This is a genomic window from Zunongwangia atlantica 22II14-10F7, assembly GCF_002094855.1.
GTDB lineage: Bacteria > Bacteroidota > Bacteroidia > Flavobacteriales > Flavobacteriaceae > Zunongwangia > Zunongwangia atlantica.
This window is the reverse complement of the sequence record NZ_ARYN01000021.1, coordinates 1-19,652: the sequence shown is the minus strand read 5'-3', so window position 1 is coordinate 19,652 and position 19,652 is coordinate 1. Positions and strand designations below refer to the sequence as shown.

Sequence of the window (19,652 nt, the reverse complement as noted above, 5' to 3'; positions counted from 1 at the left end):
GCACATGAACACCATCGATATCATTCTGGGAATTGTTTTATTATACGGATTAATACGTGGTTTTTTTCGCGGACTTTTTGCTGAAATTGCCGCACTTGTTGGTTTAATTGCGGGGATCTATGGCGCCATCTATTTTAGCCATATTTTAAGTGATTTTTTAGCAAAGTATGTTAACTGGGATGAAGGTGCGACCAATCTGTTTGCATTTGCAATCACCTTTATTCTCATTTTGTTTTTAGTCACCTTAGCCGGAAAATTTCTTACCAAAGTGGCTAATCTTGCCGCATTAGGAATGGTAAATAAAATACTGGGAGGCGCTTTTGGCCTTTTAAAGCTTGCATTTTTAGCAAGTGTGGTAATTATGTTTTTTAAAGCTACAGAAGAGCAAATTGATATCGTTGAAGACCAAACTATAGAGGAATCTGTACTTTACCGGCCCGTTGCAATTATTGCCCCAACAATTTTACCTACTATACTAAAAGAAGCGAAAGAGCGCGATATCTGGAATCCTGAAAACACAGAAGAGCCAGAAAACGACGATTTATAAAACAAAAAAAGAAGCCCTAAGGCTTCTTCTCTTTCCGCACAAAAAATATAAAATTAGAAGTTTAATCTATAAACCTCATCTAATTTTTCATTTCCACTTAAATGAACATTAAGATCGTTTACAAGACCGGTACCTACACCGTAAGCCCAACCATGGATCACTACTTTTTGCTCATTTTTCCAGGCATTCTGAAGAATTGATGTTTCAGCAAGATCGTAAACCTGCTCTATTACATTTAATTCTACAAAACGATCCCAACGTTCTTTTTCATCTTCGATAGCTTCAAGCTCTTCTGTATGCAATTTGTAAACATCTTTTATGTGGCGAATCCAATTATCGATTAAACCAATAGATTGATTTCCCATAGCCGCTTTAACTCCGCCACATCCGTAATGGCCACAAACAATAATATGCTCTACTTTAAGTGCATTTACGGCATAATCTAAAACGCTAAGCATATTCATATCTGTATGAATTACCATATTGGCGATATTACGGTGTACAAAAACCTCTCCTGGCTGCGTACCAATAATTTCGTTTGCAGGCACACGACTATCTGCACAACCTATCCAAAGTAATGGCGGTTGCTGCCCGTTCTCTAAACGTTTAAAGAATTCTGGATCTGAGCTTAGCTTACTACCAACCCATTCCTTGTTGTTTTCTAAAATCTGTTTATAAAATTCCATCTCTATTTTTATCTAAAATTAAGCATTAGCATTGGTTATAAAAAATTTCGAATAACTTTCAGGGTTTACAACTTCCCCGTTTTTTGTTACTATGGTGATTGTAATATTCTTCTCTGTCGCATGAACGGCGAATTCATCTAAGATTTCAAGAATATCATAATCCAGAAATTTTGTGTTTTTTATATTGATCTCTAATTGAGAATCCTTCGGCAAACTATGTAATTCTCTGTTTATAGCTCCCTTATTCAAAAAAGTAACTTCTTCAGCAAGAACCATTTTATAAATATGAAGATCTGAATCTACTTCTTCTTTATGAAGAAAATGAGAATTACGATAGCTATTCAGTAAAATAGTAACTATTCCTACCGCTAAACCTAAACCAATACCTATTAGAAGATCTGTAAAGACAATTCCGATAATGGTTACTATAAATGGTAAAAATTGGGTTTTACCAAGTCGATACATTTTTACAAATAAAGCCGGTTTTGCTAATTTATACCCTACCAGAAATAAAATAGCGGCAAGTACCGCAAGCGGAACCATATTAAGTAACACCGGAATAACCAGCACAGCAAGTAATAAAAAGAAGCCATGCAAAATTGCAGACATTTTAGTTACCGCTCCAGATTGTACATTAGCAGAACTTCTTACAATTACCTGAGTGATTGGCAAACCACCTATTAATCCTGAAATAATATTACCAGTTCCTTGCGCAACAAGCTCCCTATTGGTGGGTGTAACCCGTTTAAAAGGATCTAATTTATCTGATGCTTCTACACATAACAAAGTTTCTAAACTAGCCACAATTGCAATAGTAATCCCGGTTATCCAGACCTGTGGGTTTGTAATTGCGCTAAATTTTGGAAAGCTAAACTGACTGGTAAAATCTATAAAACTCTCTGGCACCGGAACTTTTACCAAATGAGCTTCAGCAATCCCGATCTCTGTATTACGAGTTAATAAAAAATATACTACTCCTACCAGTACAGCAACTAAAGGTCCTGGAACAATGGTAAACATTCTGTTCTTATTTATCAGTACATTTTCCCATACCAACAAAATAGCCAAGGAAATCAAAGTTACTATAATCGCACCTGGAGAAATATGATCTAACATATTTAATAATTCTGATAAAAGATTTTCTCCTCCTGGCTGAAAAAAAGAAAAATCTCCTTCCCGCCCAGAATCATATCCAAACGCATGCGGAATTTGTTTGAGAAAAATAATAATTCCAATTCCGGCAAGCATTCCTTTAATTACTGAAGATGGAAAATAATATCCAATAACTCCGGCTCTTAAAATTCCTAATAGAATCTGGATTGCTCCACCAATAACTACCGCTACTAAAAAACTCTCGAAACCTAACGAAGCAATTGCCCCCAATACAATTACAGCCAAACCTGCTGCTGGCCCACTTACACCAAGCTGCGATCCACTAATAGATCCTACAACAACTCCCCCTATAATCCCGGCAATAAGCCCAGAAAATGCTGGTGCTCCACTTGCTAAGGCAATACCTAAACAAAGTGGTAAAGCCACAAAAAATACCACAAGACTTGCCGGTAAATCTTTATTTAAATTCTTGAACATATACCTTAATTTTGATGATCTTAGAAACTAATTTTCTTGAAAAGACCGTTTTTAAATCTTCCTTTAATTTGTCGATTTTCGATAAAATTCGACCTCAAAATTTATAGGTATTTGGGAGGTGGGGAGGTTACATCAATAAAAATATTGTGATAATTCTGGCGGGAATCATACACAGTATCATCAACGCCAAACAGAAAATTTGCTACTAAGAAATCTGATTCTTCGTGCTGGGTAAATTTAAGCTGAAAGTTAATTTCGCTTTTATTCTCTTCCTCATTAACGGTATAAACCTGTGAACAATTTAAATCATCGTCCACAATTGCTACAATAGAAGGTATAGCAATAAACCCCAGGAATACTAGGGCAAAGATATATGCGATCACTTTCATACTATAAAAGTATGAAATTTTGCAACTGGCTGTATTTACTTTGTTAAAAAATAAATTAGCCCAAAAAGATCGAATCTTATAATTCTTTAAGGTTTTCTTTTAAAGTCCAGCCTTGTTTACCATCAGCAATTTCAATTTTATACCATTCCTGATAGTTCTCTAAAAGTTTAGCTTTGGTACCTTCATGAAGTAAAAAAGAAGGTTCTCCCCGTAAGTTCGGCTCGCTTCTAACACCGGCTTCTTCAGCAAAAACAATCGCATAATTATTATTTAACTGAATGTTTTGCTGGCTAAATGCAAATATTATTGAGGCTATACAAAGTAAAATTGAAAGCATGGATCCAATAAAGAAAATACGTTTTACAAGTGTACTTCTTCCGTAGTAATAAAAGAGGAATAAAATAACGAATATTAACATAAAACCAATTGCGAACATAGCCCAAGTATCAAAACTAAAGGTTGCAATTAAATTGTCTATAGTTTTAGAAATCCCGGTGCGTTCTACGCTTTGTATATCATCCATCGCCATATTCCTGGCAAACTGAATATTATTCTTTACATCTGAATCGTTTGGTGCCAGCTGAAGTGCTTTTTCGTAATAATAAATACTTGGCGCAATATGATTTAATTTATAATGAGCGTTCGCTAAATTATAGTATAAAGAAACAGAAGCTTCACCCTTATTCAGTATGTTCTCATAACTGGTAATAGCTTCTTCATAATTACCATCTGCATAGGCTTTATTTGCATCTTCAAAAAGTGTTTCATTTTGCCCAAAACCAATTGTAGTGCAAAAAACCAGTATGATTAAAAAGATCTTTTTCATAATTACAATTGTTTATCTAAGGTTGATATTACATTGGCTGCCTTATCATAATCCTGCTTCATGGTTACCATAGATGCCGGCGTATATCTTGCAAATTCGCAACTTTTTAGAATCTCGATAAACTGAGCTGTTGTTTCCTGGTCTACTCCTTTTTCAGAAAGAATTTCACTAATTCTTTCTTTACTCATCTCCCCGGTTTGGATATGCAATTTTGCTTTAAGGTAATTATGCATTGCACGCTCTAGAGCAATATAAAATTGTTGTTGCTCACCAAGGTTTTTTCTGGCTTCAGATAGATATTTTCTGGCAAGTTTATCAGCTTTTCTAATTCGGTTTCCTGTAACGTCATTAGCTCTGGCTTCTCGTTTTTTACCAAAAATAATCACTAACGGAATAATTAAAAGCGGCAGAATTAACAGCGCCCAAAACAACAAGGAACCAAAAAATGAAGCCGAATTTATGGGCTTTAAATTAGCATCTAGCTTTATATATCTAAATTGGTCACCACTAAGTGTTACCGGCTGCTTATTACTAGATACTACGCCGCTATCACTATTAGTAGTACTTCCAGATGTTGCAGGTGTTCCTACAGGACCGTTTTCTACATCGATCACAATATCATCTGTACTTATACTTTTATAAGTTTCAGATCTTGGATCAAAATACGAGAAGTTTAATCCCGGTATTGGATATTTTCCTTTACGTGTTGGTACTATCGTATAATCTTCGGTAAGACTTCCCTGAGTTCCATTTAATGTTGAACTGAAATTCTCTTTACGTTCTGGCTCATAAATCTCCAAAGAACTTGGGACAGTAAGGTCTGGTAAATCAAAAAGCATCAAATTACCGCGACCTCTAACTTTTACTGAAGCTGTAAGCGATTCGCCCGCATCCAAAGTTGTTTTACTAGGATCTACACTAAACTCAAAACTACCAACAGCACCGGTGAAATTTGCAGGTTTCCCCTGGCTTGGTAACGGCTTCACATCGATTTCTCTACTTGGAGAAGTTACGCGTTTTTCGACGGTTTGATAAATAACACCTCCAAAAATGCTTCTTCGCTGGCTGGGAACATCTACAGCTACTGAAATAGCAACAGGATCTATCTCTAACTTTCCTGTCTTTTGAGGATATAACAATGTTTTATAGACTACTGCATAGCGATAAGGCTCCCCGCGATATGTTCCCTGCTCGAACCTATAACTATTCATATTTAAAGCCTGACTCCAAAAATCTGGAAACGTTGGATTATCCAACATTCTAAAATTACTTATCCCTATTCGCTCACTTACATAAAGCTTATAGGTTACTGTTACAGCTTCATTAAGATACGGGTTTGGTTTAGAGACTTCTGCTACAAAGTGAAGATTATCTTCTGGAACTATAGCAGCATTATTACCATCCTGGGGACGTTCTACGGCATCCCCAACTTCTACCGTAACCGGTGATGTTTTATAAACCGTACCCTCTACAGTAACCTCGGCCTGACCAATGGTTTTTGTTCCTTTAGCGCTTGGCTCCAGGTAATAACTATAGGTTTTAGAAAAAGTACTTTTCCCATTTACCCAACTATTACTAACCTGCTGATTGGGACCACCAACTACTTTAAAACCGGTAAAAGATGGTGGGGTAAAATTGTCACCGTCTTTATTCATGTTGAAATCAACACGTAAACGCTCGTTGATTCCAATCTGCTCCCGGCTAACTTCTGCGGTAAATTTTACCTGCGCAGAAAGAAGTGAGGTAGTAAATAGAAACAGACTTAATACTATTAACTTTAATTTCATTTGTAAACCTTAATTCTAATCTAGATCTAATTAGTAAAATTTAGGAGTCTACCAGTCCTTATCTGATCGGGTTTTTACCGCTTTAGCTTTTTCAGCATTCATTTTATCCTGTGTCTTTTCCTCCTGGTTATTCATAGCTTCAAGCAGATTCTTAATCTGTTGTGGCGAAAGCTGTCCTTGTGCAGGTTGAGGCTGTTGCTGTTTTTGCTGATCGGGGTTTCCTTTTTGATCTTTTTGATCCTGTTCTCCTTTATTTTGTTCGTTAGGATTTTGATCCTGGGGCTTTTCATTATCCTGATCTCCTTCTCCGTCCTTTGGATCTTGCTTTTCGTTATCGCCTTTATCTTCTGGCTTACCATCCTGATCCTGATCTTCTCCTTTATCTCCCTGGTTATCCTGATCCTGATCTTTCTGATCTTCGTTTTGATCTTTATTATCTTGGTTGTCTTGATTATCCTGATTATCCTGGTTTTGTTGCTGTTCTTCTTCCAGCTTTTTCTTGGCTAAGGCCAGGTTATAACGTGTCTCATCATCTGTGGGATTGTTTCTTAAAGCATTTTTATAAGCTTCTACAGCTTCTTTATACTTTTTTTGCTTCATAAAAGAATTACCTAGATTATGATTTATCCTATGGCGATCTTCCTTACTTTCAGAAACCTTATTTGCTTCTACAAATCTGGATTGCGATTCGCCAGATTTTTCACGATTATAATAAAGATTTCCCATATTATATTTAGCCGTGGTATTTGAAGGATCTTTAGCAATGGCCTTTCTATACGCAGCTTCTGCACTTGCAAAATCGTTTTCACCTAAAGCTTCCTCGGCTTCATTCATGTAAGCATTTGCTTCTTTCTTTAATCGTTCTTCCTCATCTGCCTGTTGCGCATTCATAGCAACAGAAAAAAGCAAAGCTAAAATCAGGAAAAACGAGCTTGGCGCAAATGTCAATTTAGCAGTCCTCATATTAATCCTTTTTTGTTTCGTTAAACAAATTAAGCTTTTTAATCCATGCAGTACTTCTCTCTAATAGAAATACATCTAAAAACAAAAAGATAAAACAAAGCGCCAAAAACCACTGAAAATGTGATTGGTAATCAGCAAATTGTTTTGCTTCAAATTCTGTTTTCTCTATGTTCTGTAACAAATCCTGTACCGTTTCAGTTACGTTGGCAGTTACATTTCCCTCTATATATTCTCCATTAGCTTCTGAAGCTATTTCCTGAAGTGTAGCCGGATTAAGTTTTGTAATTACAGTTTCCCCGTTTTGATCTTTTTTATAATTCTGAATTACTCCATTTCTTTTTATAGGAATTGGGCCACCTTTCTCGGTTCCTACTCCAATGGTGTAAATTCTAATTCCCTGCTCTGCAGCTTCATCTGCAATAGATTCTACATTTCCTTCGTGATCTTCACCATCACTTATAATAAACAACACTCTGTTTGTTTGATTGTCGTCATCATAATAAGTAGTTGCCAGGTCGATCGCATCACTAATGGCGGTTCCCTGTGAACTAATCATATCTGTATTTAAAGCCTGAAGGAACATTTTTGCAGCGGCATAATCTGTAGTAATTGGTAACTGCGGAAAAGCACTACCGGCATAAGCAATAATCCCAACACGATCGCTTCCCAATCCATTTAGGATCTGCCTTACCAGCTGTTTCGACTTCTCAATTCGGCTTGGAGCAATATCTTCAGCATCCATACTTTTAGAAACGTCGATCGCAAAAACGATATCTACACCTTCACGCTTTACAGTTTCCATCGTAGTTCCCATTTTGGGATTCACCAAAGCAACCACTAAACAGGCCAAAGCCATACAAGCCAAAATAACTTTAAGAATAGGCTTAAAATTCGACTTATTTGGAGCTAATTTTTGTAAAAGCTCATCGCTGGCAAAACTCTTACGCGCTTTTCGTTTCCAGAATAATAGGAAAACGAAAAGTAGTAAAACTACCGGAATGACTAAAAACAGCCAAAAATATATTTCTTCTTCAAATACTAACATCCTAAGCTTTATATAAAACTTCTAAATACGGTATATCTTAATAACAATTCAAATAACAGCAACGCACCTGCTAATAATGCAAATGGGCGAAACTTCTCGTCGTAATTGGTATACTTAAATTCTTCGATTTCGGTTTTTTCTAATTGATCGATCTCATCATAAATTTCTTTAAGCTTCTCGTTATCGGTAGCTCTAAAGTATTTACCTCCTGTTTCGTCTGCAATTTGCTGTAACAAATCTTCATCGATCTCTACCTGGCGGTTACCAAATCTAAAACCTCCATTTGGCGCTATCCCAACTGGAGTTAAAGCCATTCCATTAGTACCAACCCCAATGGTATAAACTTTAATATTAAACTCTTTTGCCAGTTCACTAGCCACTTTTGGATCGATAAAACCCGAATTATTTACCCCATCTGTAAGTAAAATGATCACTTTACTTTCAGCTTTACTATCTTTTAAACGGTTAACTGAAGTCGCTAAACCAGAACCTATTGCCGTACCGCTTTCTAAAATCTCATTGAACTCGATATCGCCAAGCGCACGTAACACCACAGATTTATCACTGGTAATTGGTGTTTTGGTAAAACTTTCTCCTGAATAAAGCACTAATCCTATACGATCTGAAGGACGATCTTCGATAAATTCTTCTCCTACAGATTTTAAGGCTTCTAAACGGTTTGGCTGAAGGTCTCTTGCCAACATACTGGCCGAAACATCTATTGCCATAACAATATCAATCCCCTGAGTGCTATTTGTACGCGTAGAAACATCTACTGTTCTTGGTCTTGCCAATGCTATAATAAGCAAAGCGAGCGCCAAAACTCTTAACACAAAAAGAACAGGCCTTAACTTCGCTAAAATACTGGATTTAGCTTTAAATCCCTGAATACTCGACATTCTTAATGCCGGAGTTTGCAGATTTCTTTTCCAGAAATACCATGCGATCACCACCGGAAGTAAAATAAACAACCAGAAAAACTCAGGATTTTCGAAAGTGAAATTCGCAAACATTAATTAGTCAATTTTATAAGTTCTACTGAATTGATGATCCTTCCAGAGATTTCTTCAGCATAGCTATCTTCTGCATCGTAAATTACAGTGATTTGTTGGAAACCACCGTTTTCAGCAAAATTCAGGATACTATATTTTTTAGGCTGAATTTCATCATTTACAGGATTCTTCATTTCTAAAGTTCCAAACACCTTTACCCCTTTAGCGCCATTTATGGTGGTAAACTCTTCCTGTTTCATCACAATGTTTTGAGCTCCCTGATTTTCTAATTCTTTATACACACCATCTACACCCGTCTTAAGATCAAATTGATCTTGCTTTGTAAAAATTCTGGTACTTAAACTGGTGTAAAAATTGCTCACCAAACTACCAAAAGCAAACATTTGTGCATCTGCATAGGTTTGGGTAGCATCTTCGCTTAACTCCATTTCCTGTCTTATCAGAACTTCTGGAGTGGTAATCGCTACAGCGGGAGCGCCATATTCACTTCTAATCCATTCACCTTCTAATAATTCTTTAGTTGGATGCCCCCAGTAGGTATCGATCACATAATCCAAACCTTTAGAACTAATTAAAACCGCTAAGGCAATAAAAATCACTAAAACACCACCTGAAACACCCAAAATCAATCTTTTCTTACGCTTTTTAGAAAGTTTATTTTGGCGATATTCTTCGTCTAGCATTAGCTCTTCCTCGGTAGGCTCTGGCATCGACGATTTAACATCGTTAATAATCATTCGGGTTTTGTTACGATCTTCTTTTGCGGTGATCACATCTGGGCGCGAACCGGCAAATTTCGCCAAATCGGCTCTTTGCAATATTTGCTTTAAATTCTCTAAAGTTTTACCGTGTAGATGAAGCACTCCAGATTTTTGTTGCATTTCAAGAAAGCTTATCAACTCGGTTGTGGTACTTTCCATAGCGCGATCATAAACTTTTTCATCTAAATAACGCCTAACTGCATAGGTTAACCTTGAATAATATTCTTTAACTTCTCGGTTTTCAATTAGCGTACTTTTATCCAGGTCTTCCAGATCTTTCATCGCCTGCTCGTATGGCGGCAATTTATTTTCCAGCGCTTTTTCTTTTCTTCGTTTTATAAAAAAGAAGGCTAAAATGCCCAATATCACCAAAATGAGTAAAAGCCACCAAACCCAGGCAGGGATAGCAAAACTTTTTGGCACTTCTACAGATGGTTTTATGGGATACATTTCCTGTTGGGTAGTATCTACAGCAACATCGGCCACCTCAACACGCATAGAATCGGTTAAAAAAGGCTTATTGTTAATAATGATTCTTTGCTGCGGAATGGTATACGAACCAGAATCGAACTGTGTAAGTGTATATTCCTTAAAAAGCTGAAATCTATTTTGAACTCTGGAAGTATCTGCTCCTAATGATTCTACAACTTCTAATGGTGAAAAAGTATTCCCCTCAGGAAAAACTACCAGATTGATAGAATCTGTTTCCACATTAATTTTATATAGAATCTGCTCACCAATTTTGATCCTGGCGGTATCGATACTTGCTGAAACCTGAGCTTCCTGTGCCATTACAGGAAAAGCAAAAAAAGCCACTGCAATAATCATTATTGCCTGTAATTGCTTTTTTAAAGTATGTTTTTTATAAATAGAATCTAACAATTGATTTTTCTTCATCTTTAAATGCTTAGCCTCTTCTTTTAAAATACCCTAAAAGTTTCTTTACATAACTTTCGTCTACCCTGGTATTAATAACTCCTGCTCCACTAAGGGCAAAGCTTTCTTCAAAATATCTTACTCGATCCAGATAATATTCAGTATAACTTCTTCTAACCGCTTTGCTACCTGTATTTACGGTAATATATTCGTTGGTTTCTTCATCCAACATTTGTACCAATCCAATATTAGGAATTTCCTTCTCTCGTTGGTCGTAAACTCTAATTCCTGTAAGATCGTGCTTATTCCCGGTAATTTTTAAAGTTTGCTGATAATCATCTCCCATAAAATCTGAAAGCACAAAAACAATGGCTTTCTTCTTCATTACATTAGATAGGTATTTTAAACCTAATCCTATATCAGTTTTTTTGCTTTTGGGCTGAAACTCTAATAATTCTCTTATAATTCGAAGAACGTGAGATTTTCCTTTTTTAGGCGGAATATAATTCTCTACCTGGTCTGAAAACATTAACAAACCAATCTTGTCGTTATTTTGCGTTGCTGAAAATGCCAAGGTCGCCGCAATTTCAGTAATCACTTCTTTTTTAAACTGACTTTGAGTTCCGAAAAATTCAGACCCTGAAACGTCTACCACCAACATCATGGTAAGCTCTCGCTCTTCTTCAAAAACTTTAACGAAAGGCTCGCTATAACGTGCCGTAACATTCCAATCGATATTACGAACATCGTCGCCAAATTGGTATTGTCTCACTTCGCTAAAGGTCATTCCCCTTCCTTTAAAGGTAGAATGATACTCACCGCCAAAGATATGATCACTAAGGCGACGGGTTTTTATTTCGATCTTACGAACTTTCTTAAGTAACTCTTTGGTATCCATTAATTATGGTATTGAAAAATGACCAAAAACGGGATTAGACTTCAGGCTTTTAAAAAAGAAATTCCCGGCAAAAGCGGGAGTGTTTCTTTAAGGCACTTCGATCTCGTTTACAATCTTACCAATAATATCTTCAGAAGTTATATTCTCGGCTTCAGCTTCGTAGGTAATTCCTATCCTGTGGCGTAAAACATCGTAAACAACGGCTCTAACGTCTTCAGGAATCACATATCCCCTACGCTTTATAAATGCATAACATTTTGCAGCAGTTGCCAGGTTAATACTACCACGAGGTGAAGCTCCAAAGCTAATTAAGGGTTTTAAATCTTCTAAACGGTATTTCTCTGGAGTACGAGTTGCGAAAATAATATCAAGAATATACTTCTCGATCTTCTCGTCCATATAAACTTCTCTTACCGTTTGTTGAGCTCTTAAGATTTGCTCTATATTAACCACCTGGTTTACCTTCTCAAAACTTCCTTTAAGGTTAGCACGAATAATTAATTGCTCTTCCTCTAATTGTGGATATTTGATCACGGTTTTTAGCATAAAACGGTCTACCTGGGCTTCTGGTAAAGGATAAGTTCCTTCCTGTTCTACCGGGTTTTGCGTTGCCATTACTAAAAACGGCTTATCTAATTTAAAAGTTTCGTCACCAATAGTTACCTGCTTTTCCTGCATGGCTTCCAGTAAAGCCGATTGTACTTTTGCAGGTGCACGGTTAATCTCATCTGCTAGGACGAAATTAGCGAAAATAGGCCCCTTTTTTATACTGAAGTCATTTATCTTCATGTTATAAATAAGTGTACCTATAACATCTGCGGGAAGTAAATCTGGTGTAAACTGAACACGACTAAAAGACCCATGAACAGCCTGAGATAACGTATTAATTGCTAAGGTTTTTGCAAGCCCGGGAACACCTTCTAATAAAATATGTCCCTGCCCCAATAAACCTATTAGTAAACGCTCTACCATGTGCTTTTGCCCTACGATCACCTTATTCATCTCTGCCGTTAGCACATCTATGAAAGCACTTTCTCTTTCAATTTTTTCATTTAGACTGGCGATATCTAAAGAAGATTGATTATCTGTCATTATTCTAATTAGATTTTAAAACGTGAATATACAACCATACTGCGGTCGTAGCAAATTCAATATTATTAAACTTTCGGGTATTCAACAATCTACGTTATTTGTTTTAAGCATAAATTTAACGGAATGCAGTAAATTCTATTGTGTATCAGTGATTAATATTTTTTAAAAGTAAAATTTTACCAATTTGTAAAATTTCTATTTTCTTTAAAAATTCTTTCAAAAAACATCTAAAATCGACCAAAATCATTCAAAAAGCACACCACTCACTGTGCTTCTTTATGAAACTTTCAAAATAACATGAATTCAAAAAAAATAAAAAAAGGCGCTCTTAGAGCGCCTTTTTAATAAGCATTTTTACCTAAGATGTTTCATTATTCCAGAAACAAAGTCTCTATATCTGTTGTTTCATCGTCGTCTACCACCACATTATCCATTGTAATTGGATCTAAACCAGAGATTGGATCTGCTACAACAGTTATCTGGTAAGTTCCTTCTGGCACTCCGTAAAGTGCAAATTCACCATTCTCATTTGTGTAAGCAGAAATACTATAAGAAGCATTTGTTGCGGTTACTAAACTTCTAAATTCTGAAGGATGAACTTCTCCAACGATCATTCCTGCATCGTCTTCTACAGATAATCTAATTACAGGTTTTAGACTAAACCCGCCATTACCCTGAGTCACGATCGATTCATCTACATCGAAATCTAGAATATAAAAATACTCTTCTCCAGGTTCTAGCTGTTCGTTAATATTTAGTTTTAAACCAGATTGTTGTGCGCTTGGTGTTGCCAGTGGATACTCGTTACCATCTACAACAACACTGTTATCGTTTCCTAAAATTAGACGAATTTGCCCAGCGTATCCGGCTTCAATTTCTTCGTCTGCTAATAATTGTGATACTCCACCAGTAAGTTCAAGTAGGTTATAAATTCCGGCTTCAGTATCTAAAGTTACCCATCCTTCGTCTTCGTCGCCTTCAACCTCAGTACCTGTTTGTACTCTAACTTCTTCAACATCGATATAAACAGCATCATAATCACCTGGCGCATCTACCATTCTTACCGAAATTCTGGCATCCCCTTCGGCCGCTCCAGATTCATCATCACTACACGAGCTTAAGGTAAGCCCCGTAAAAACAGCCAGACATAAAAATTTCAAATTAAAAAATTGCTTTCTCATAAAAATAGATTTGGTTTATTCAGGCTAAATAACGGCGCGAATTTTATTTCATTTTCAACTTTAATATTCCTTAACTCATTTTAACAAGATTATAAGTCTTATTGCTATACTTTACCCCCAAACTTGTAAATACTTTCTTAAATTAGACTTCAAAAATTTTTGTAATGAAAACTGCCTTAATAACAGGAGTAACAAGTGGAATAGGAAAAGAAACGGCCAGAGCTTTAGCCGGTGAAGCTTATCGTTTAATTCTCTGCGGAAGAAGAGAAGGACGTTTAAATGAACTTAAAGAAGAGCTTGGTAAAAAAACTGAAGTATTATGCCTAAGCTTTGATGTTCGTGACAAAGAAGAAGTCTTTAAAAAGATCGAAAATTTACCTCCAGATTTCTCTAATATCGATATTCTAATTAACAATGCCGGAAATGCACATGGTTTAGATCCAATCCAAGACGGAGCCATAGAAGATTGGGAAGCGATGATAGACATTAATGTAAAAGGCTTGCTATATGTAAGCAAAGCGGTAATCCCGGGAATGATCGAAAGAAAATCTGGACATATTATAAACATAGGTTCTACCGCTGGTAAAGAAGTGTATCCTAACGGAAATGTGTATTGCGCCAGCAAACATGCCGTAGATGCCATTAACCAAGGGATGCGAATCGATCTTAACGGAAAGGGAATTCGCGTTGGCGCAATTAACCCCGGATTGGTAGAAACCGAATTTAGTGAAGTTAGGTTTAAAGGAGATAGCGAGAAAGCAAAAAAAGTATATCAGGGTTTTGAAGCTTTACGTCCAGAAGATATTGCAGATATTATTCGATTTGTGGTTACAAGGCCTTACCATGTTAATATTGCAGATTTAATGGTGATGTGCACCGCGCAGGCCAGCAGCACTATTGTAGATAAGCAATGATATGATTAACAAACGCCTTCTTATTAAAAACCTTTTGGCGCATAATGACGAAAACAGTTTTTATGATAAAAAGCTGCAACTTAACATTAGCGAAAAAGAAGGGAAGGCAAAGTTTCTAAAGCATATCTGCGCACTGGCAAACTCTAACCCCAAAAACAACTCCTACATTGTTATTGGGGTTAAAGATGAGGATAACCAGATTATTGGAATCGATTTTTTTGATGATAGCAAAATCCAAAATCTAATTAATGCCTATTTAAGCAATCCACCCAAAGTGATGTACGAGAATATTCCGTTTCCTCATCTTCCAGATCATTTGGTGGTTGGGTTAGTTACTATTCGCCCAAATAATGGAAAAATATGTTCCCTGCGGAAAAATATATGGAAGTATTACGGGGGATCGATCTTTCTTAGAGACGGCAGCATAAGTATGCCCAAAGATTTTGATATTAAAATTGAAGATGAAAATTCTGAAGTTGTTGCCTCGATTGAAAAACACGCACAAAACAACATCGAATTAACCTTAAACGGCGTTTTCGATTTTATAAATCATCACAAAAAACTAAATCCAACCTATCAGGTTTTTAAAGAATATTTTGTGGTTTGCTGGGCAGGAAAGAAAAAATATGCAAAAGGTGAGGTTTATTTTAGCCGGGTAGATATTGCTTTAATAAACGAGCAGGTAAAATTATTTTATTCAGATTTAGATGAAGTAAGTATCTCTTCAGATGCTAACAGTTTTAAAATCTTAGAGTATGTTCATCTTGGTGTTCCCAATAGCTATCGCTATTATCCTTTAGAAGAAGTCACCATTCACTTTAAAGATAACGCTACTTACGAGATCCAAAGTGAATTAGTATTCGAGCCGCCACAATTTGATAAAAATACGCTTTATCATATCTACAATAGTAATAACATGCTTTTAGAGCGTCTAAAAAAACTGTTACCACTTACTAAAAACCAGCGAAAGGATGTTAAAAACTTACCTTCAACCTATTTGCTTTGTTACCTTAACGGCTTCGGCGAAGCGATGGAAAAATTAGAAGAGGCAAAACCATTCCTAAAAAAATACAGTAGCGAGGCCTATCATTATTATAAAGAAAGTACACGAATTTTAAGAAAAGTAAAATACAGTTAGCATGGGTAGAACGCTAGCCATTGGCGATATACACGGGGGATTAAAAGCATTAAAACAATTACTACACGAAAAGGTTAAAATAACTGCAGAAGATACAATCATTTTCCTGGGAGATTATGTAGATGGTTGGAGCGATTCAGCAAATGTGGTTTCCTATTTAATAGCACTTAATAAAAATTTCAATTGTATTTTTATGCGAGGCAATCACGACGATCTTACGCATCAGTACCTTAAAAACGGAACGATGACAGATCGCTGGATTATTCACGGAGGGCAAAGCAGCATCGATGGCTACGCAAAATTATCTTCTGAAGAAATAAAACAACACATGCTTTTCTTTACTGAAATGCAAAATTATTACGTAGATGACCAAAATCGATTATTTGTGCATGCGGGCTTTACTAATTTACACGGACCCGAAAATGAATATTATGACACCGGATTTTACTGGGATCGTACGTTGTGGGAAATGGTAATTGCTTTAGATCCTGCAATAAAAAAAGACAGTGATTTTTACCCAAAACGACTACAAATTTTTGATGAAATTTTTATTGGCCACACACCGGTTACCAGGATTGGTAAGACTTTACCGGTAAATAAGGCCAGCATCTGGAATGTAGATACCGGTGCAGCTTTTAAAGGATGCATCTCTGCTCTAGAAGTAGATACAAAAGAGGTTTGGCAAAGTGATCCTGTGCATACTTTATATCCAAATGAGAACGGTAGAAATTAAACTAATAGCTCAAAACATTTAGCACTTTGTAATTCAATGTATTTCCCTTTAATTTGCAAACCGTGTATTAGTAGATTAATTACTAGCATGATTATTGCATTTTATATTGCTAACAACTCTGTAAATAAGATAAAAATTCTTAATTTACAGTAACATACAAAAATAATGGCCCTAGAAAACATAAGACTTGAAGTGATGAAAACTATCGAAAGTAAAGTAGATGGTTTTATTGACGAATATCTGATTCCCGTCGATGATATTTGGCAACCAACAGATCTTTTGCCTAATCTACAAGGGGAAGAAGGATTAGAGCACGTAAAACAAATACGTGAAGAAGCGAAAGAATTAGGTTATGATTTCTGGGTAGTGTTGGTTGCAGATATGGTTACTGAAGAAGCCCTGCCTACTTACGAAAGCTGGCTTATGGATGTAGAAGGTGTAGACCAGCAACGCCGTGCCGATGGTGAACAAAACCCTTGGTCTAAATGGGTAAGACACTGGACGGGTGAAGAAAACCGTCACGGTGATACACTTAACAAATATCTTTACTTATCTGGCCGTGTAAATATGCGCGAGATCGAAAAAACCACTCAGCACTTAATTAATGATGGTTTTGACATTGGTACCGGTAGAGATCCTTATAAAAACTTTGTCTATACCAGTTTTCAGGAATTAGCAACAAATATTTCTCACAAGCGCGTGGGACAGTTAGCTAAGAAAAAAGGAAATAAAATGCTGGGAAAAATGTGCAATATCATCGCAGGAGACGAGATGCGCCATTATATGGCTTATCGCGAATTCGTGAAAACTATTTTTGAGCACGATCCTAGCGAAATGATGTTGGCGTTTCACGATATGATGAAGAAAAAGATCGTTATGCCAGCACAGTTCTTAAGAGAAAGTGGAGAAGGTATTGCTCAGGCTTTCGAGAATTTCTCGAATGCAGCGCAACGTCTTGGCGTTTATACCACTTACGATTATATCGAAATTCTTAAAAAACTAAATGCATACTGGGAGATCGATAAAATGAGAGCACTTACAGATGAAGCTGAAAAAGCTCGTGATTACTTGATGAAATTACCAGATAGAATGACGAGAGTTGCAGACCGTATTGCAATCCCAAAAGACGAATATCAATTTAAATGGGTAGAACCAAACGGAATTATCTAATTACAGAGCAAAAACAAACTTTGGAAAAACCATTAGAAATTAATCTCGATAATCGAGTAAAAATAAAAGTCCGCTTCGCAGCGGACTTTCTTATTTTTTGAACACTTTTTATTTTCTAGGATCTCGAATCTTTCCACACTTTATAGGCCGCAAGATCTCTCTCGATCAAACTAAGGCAAAAAGCAATTACCGCAGCATCATCTAAATATCCAATTACTGGAATAAAATCTGGAATTAAATCGATTGGCGACAACACATACAATAAAGCAGCACCTACCGCCGCAACAATATTAAACGGAATGTCACGATACTCACCGCTTGCATAATCTCTTACCAGATTAAACAATAATTGCGCATCATCAAAATATCGTCTTAAAGCATTTTTACTCTCAAATTTCGATTTAATTTTCTCCTCTTCTTCAAGAACCGTTTCTACATCCTCTTCCTGAAAATCTTCCTGTTTCTTTTTATGTTCTTCTTCGATAGTATCTTTACTGAAAATGCTCATTGTTGATTTTTTAATTGAAGCTCCAAATTATAAAAATTATAGCAGATGAGTACAGAAGTTATCATTGTTTTAAGACTCCGTAAAATCTAAAATCCTAGCTTTTTAATCAGGCTTTTTAAAAATTGGTTGTAAAAAACACCAATTTCATCCTATAAAATCACCCGTTAGATTTATTTACGCCAACCAAAAGTCATTATTCGATATTTTTAGACTTCATTATTAAGTACATCATTATGGCATTATCAATCAATATCCAGAATATTCATTTTTCAAAAAACATTCAAAAATCTTTAATTCTCATGCTATTTTTCTTCGGAAGTTTTAGCGCTTTTGGGCAAAACTCGGCTTGCAACTGTATTTCAGCATTAGAAGAGGTTTCAGAATTAATTCAGCATTCAAAAAGCTATAAAATTCAGATTAAAAAAGAAGATAGAGAACAAGAATTTCAGCAATGGAAAGAAAAAATTATAGCTAAAATTAAACAAGATGAGCTTAGCGAATACTTTTGTGCCGGGTATTTGCAAAAATATGTCTCATTTATCAAAGATCGCCACAACCAGGTTTATAAGTTTCTAGAAGATCTTGCTGAAAATATCCCGACTTACAAAAAGAGCATCGACACTACCAAAATTGAAGATAATATCTCCGGAATTTATCATGCCGGCAGCGATAAAATTTTCCTTAAAAAAGAAAGCGATAGTTTATGGCTTGGCATCACTTTAAAATCGGCTTCGGAAGGATGGAAAAAAGGAAAAATAAGGCTGAAAATCAACAAAACCGAAGATGGAAGCTTCGAAATCTTCGAGTTTTTCGCAAACGGAATTCTTTCGTATCAAAATAACATCAAAATCGAAAATGGACGAATTCAGGGTACTTTTTGGAACAGAGCAAATCAATACTTTTTTCATGTAAATCACGAACAGAATTTCAATTTTAGATCAATAAATACCGACTTTGATTATATAGGCATCAAAACTCTAAGCAGAACCCGAAATTTGATGAAAGAAGCACAGGTTTTTTACGAAGATCATCTTAAAAATCTAAACAAAGAAAACCTGATCATCGATTTAAGAAACAATGGTGGTGGTGCTATAAAACAGGCAGAACCACTTATAAAATCACTTCAAAAAAACGATAATATCAAACATATATTTGTGCTTATCAATTTTAAAACTGCCAGTGCAGCCGAGCTTGTTGCTCTTCAGCTAAAAAAAGATAAAAGAAGCATCATTGCAGGCGAAAATTCTCGCGGTATGTTGGAATATGGCTATGGAAATAAATCTTTTTCAGCAAAAACAGACTGTTTAGGCTTTAATGTTAGTTTTTCAACCAAACATGAAAACAATAATTTACACGAATATGAAACCAAGGGAATCACGCCAGATCTTTACTTGCAAAACACTTCGAATTGGATCGACCAGATCGTGGAATTTAACAAACTACCTTAAAGCAAATCCAAGAAATATTCATTAGAAAATTAGTCCATAATTCGAGGCAATGCTTAGAATTTACAATCTCAATTATCGAGAAAAGCA

At 36.0% G+C, this 19,652-nt stretch carries 19 protein-coding genes; 6 read left to right on the top strand and 13 right to left on the bottom strand.

Going from position 1 to position 19,652, the window contains the following annotated elements; genetic code table 11:
• Positions 1 to 4: 4 nt before the first annotated feature.
• Entirely contained in the window at positions 5 to 547 is a 543-nt protein-coding gene (locus IIF7_RS18225; RefSeq protein ID WP_084843119.1) for a CvpA family protein, read from the top strand.
• A 53-nt stretch (positions 548 to 600) separates the two neighbouring features.
• On the opposite strand, the gene can is transcribed toward IIF7_RS18225, so the two are convergent.
• From can to IIF7_RS18165, 12 genes are all read right to left on the bottom strand, one after another.
• A complete protein-coding gene (gene can, locus IIF7_RS18220) occupies positions 601 to 1,233 on the bottom strand; it encodes a carbonate dehydratase (RefSeq protein WP_084843118.1) in 633 nt (210 codons plus the stop codon).
• Between the two features lie 18 nt (positions 1,234 to 1,251).
• The gene (locus IIF7_RS18215; protein WP_084843117.1) at positions 1,252 to 2,823 is read right to left on the bottom strand and encodes a SulP family inorganic anion transporter; all 1,572 of its coding nucleotides are present in this window, start codon (positions 2,821 to 2,823) and stop codon (positions 1,252 to 1,254) included.
• Between the two features lie 101 nt (positions 2,824 to 2,924).
• The gene (locus IIF7_RS18210; protein WP_084843116.1) at positions 2,925 to 3,212 is read right to left on the bottom strand and encodes a hypothetical protein; all 288 of its coding nucleotides are present in this window, start codon (positions 3,210 to 3,212) and stop codon (positions 2,925 to 2,927) included.
• A 76-nt stretch (positions 3,213 to 3,288) separates the two neighbouring features.
• Positions 3,289 to 4,038: a tetratricopeptide repeat protein gene (locus IIF7_RS18205; RefSeq protein WP_084843115.1), complete on the bottom strand. Its 750-nt coding sequence runs from the start codon at positions 4,036 to 4,038 to the stop codon at positions 3,289 to 3,291.
• A gap of 2 nt (positions 4,039 to 4,040) precedes the next feature.
• On the bottom strand, positions 4,041 to 5,825 hold the full coding sequence (locus IIF7_RS18200; protein WP_084843114.1) for a BatD family protein: 1,785 nt from the start codon (positions 5,823 to 5,825) through the stop codon (positions 4,041 to 4,043).
• 48 nt (positions 5,826 to 5,873) lie between these two features.
• Positions 5,874 to 6,788, bottom strand: a complete 915-nt coding sequence (locus IIF7_RS18195) for a tetratricopeptide repeat protein (protein WP_084843113.1) — start codon at positions 6,786 to 6,788, stop codon at positions 5,874 to 5,876.
• Between the two features lies 1 nt (position 6,789).
• A complete protein-coding gene (locus IIF7_RS18190; RefSeq protein ID WP_084843112.1) occupies positions 6,790 to 7,833 on the bottom strand; it encodes a VWA domain-containing protein in 1,044 nt (347 codons plus the stop codon).
• Between the two features lie 8 nt (positions 7,834 to 7,841).
• On the bottom strand, positions 7,842 to 8,846 hold the full coding sequence (locus IIF7_RS18185) for a vWA domain-containing protein (protein ID WP_084843111.1): 1,005 nt from the start codon (positions 8,844 to 8,846) through the stop codon (positions 7,842 to 7,844).
• On the bottom strand, positions 8,846 to 10,504 hold the full coding sequence (locus tag IIF7_RS18180; protein ID WP_084843110.1) for a DUF4381 family protein: 1,659 nt from the start codon (positions 10,502 to 10,504) through the stop codon (positions 8,846 to 8,848). Before IIF7_RS18180 ends, IIF7_RS18185 begins: the two co-directional genes overlap by 1 nt.
• Positions 10,505 to 10,514: 10 nt before the next feature.
• Positions 10,515 to 11,381 carry a DUF58 domain-containing protein gene (locus tag IIF7_RS18175; protein WP_084843109.1) on the bottom strand — a complete coding sequence of 289 codons (867 nt, stop codon included), beginning with the start codon at positions 11,379 to 11,381 and terminating at the stop codon, positions 10,515 to 10,517.
• An 87-nt stretch (positions 11,382 to 11,468) separates the two neighbouring features.
• Entirely contained in the window at positions 11,469 to 12,473 is a 1,005-nt protein-coding gene (locus IIF7_RS18170) for an AAA family ATPase (RefSeq protein WP_084843108.1), read from the bottom strand.
• A gap of 371 nt (positions 12,474 to 12,844) precedes the next feature.
• The gene (locus tag IIF7_RS18165) at positions 12,845 to 13,654 is read right to left on the bottom strand and encodes a DUF4382 domain-containing protein (protein ID WP_084843107.1); all 810 of its coding nucleotides are present in this window, start codon (positions 13,652 to 13,654) and stop codon (positions 12,845 to 12,847) included.
• Positions 13,655 to 13,818: 164 nt separating this feature from the next.
• Between IIF7_RS18165 and IIF7_RS18160 the strand changes: the two genes are divergently transcribed.
• From IIF7_RS18160 to IIF7_RS18145, 4 genes are all read left to right on the top strand, one after another.
• Positions 13,819 to 14,568, top strand: a complete 750-nt coding sequence (locus IIF7_RS18160; protein WP_084843106.1) for an SDR family NAD(P)-dependent oxidoreductase — start codon at positions 13,819 to 13,821, stop codon at positions 14,566 to 14,568.
• A 1-nt stretch (position 14,569) separates the two neighbouring features.
• Entirely contained in the window at positions 14,570 to 15,706 is a 1,137-nt protein-coding gene (locus IIF7_RS18155; RefSeq protein ID WP_084843105.1) for an ATP-binding protein, read from the top strand.
• Between the two features lies 1 nt (position 15,707).
• Positions 15,708 to 16,439, top strand: a complete 732-nt coding sequence (locus IIF7_RS18150) for a metallophosphoesterase (protein WP_084843104.1) — start codon at positions 15,708 to 15,710, stop codon at positions 16,437 to 16,439.
• A 165-nt stretch (positions 16,440 to 16,604) separates the two neighbouring features.
• The gene (locus IIF7_RS18145; RefSeq protein ID WP_084843103.1) at positions 16,605 to 17,609 is read left to right on the top strand and encodes an acyl-ACP desaturase; all 1,005 of its coding nucleotides are present in this window, start codon (positions 16,605 to 16,607) and stop codon (positions 17,607 to 17,609) included.
• Between the two features lie 115 nt (positions 17,610 to 17,724).
• On the opposite strand, the gene IIF7_RS18140 is transcribed toward IIF7_RS18145, so the two are convergent.
• A complete protein-coding gene (locus IIF7_RS18140; RefSeq protein WP_084843102.1) occupies positions 17,725 to 18,117 on the bottom strand; it encodes a YkvA family protein in 393 nt (130 codons plus the stop codon).
• Positions 18,118 to 18,350: 233 nt separating this feature from the next.
• Here IIF7_RS18140 and IIF7_RS18135 point away from each other — a divergent pair, with 233 nt between their 5' ends.
• Positions 18,351 to 19,565, top strand: coding sequence for a S41 family peptidase (locus IIF7_RS18135; RefSeq protein WP_084843101.1), 1,215 nt, complete (start codon positions 18,351 to 18,353; stop codon positions 19,563 to 19,565).
• Positions 19,566 to 19,652: the final 87 nt, after the last annotated feature.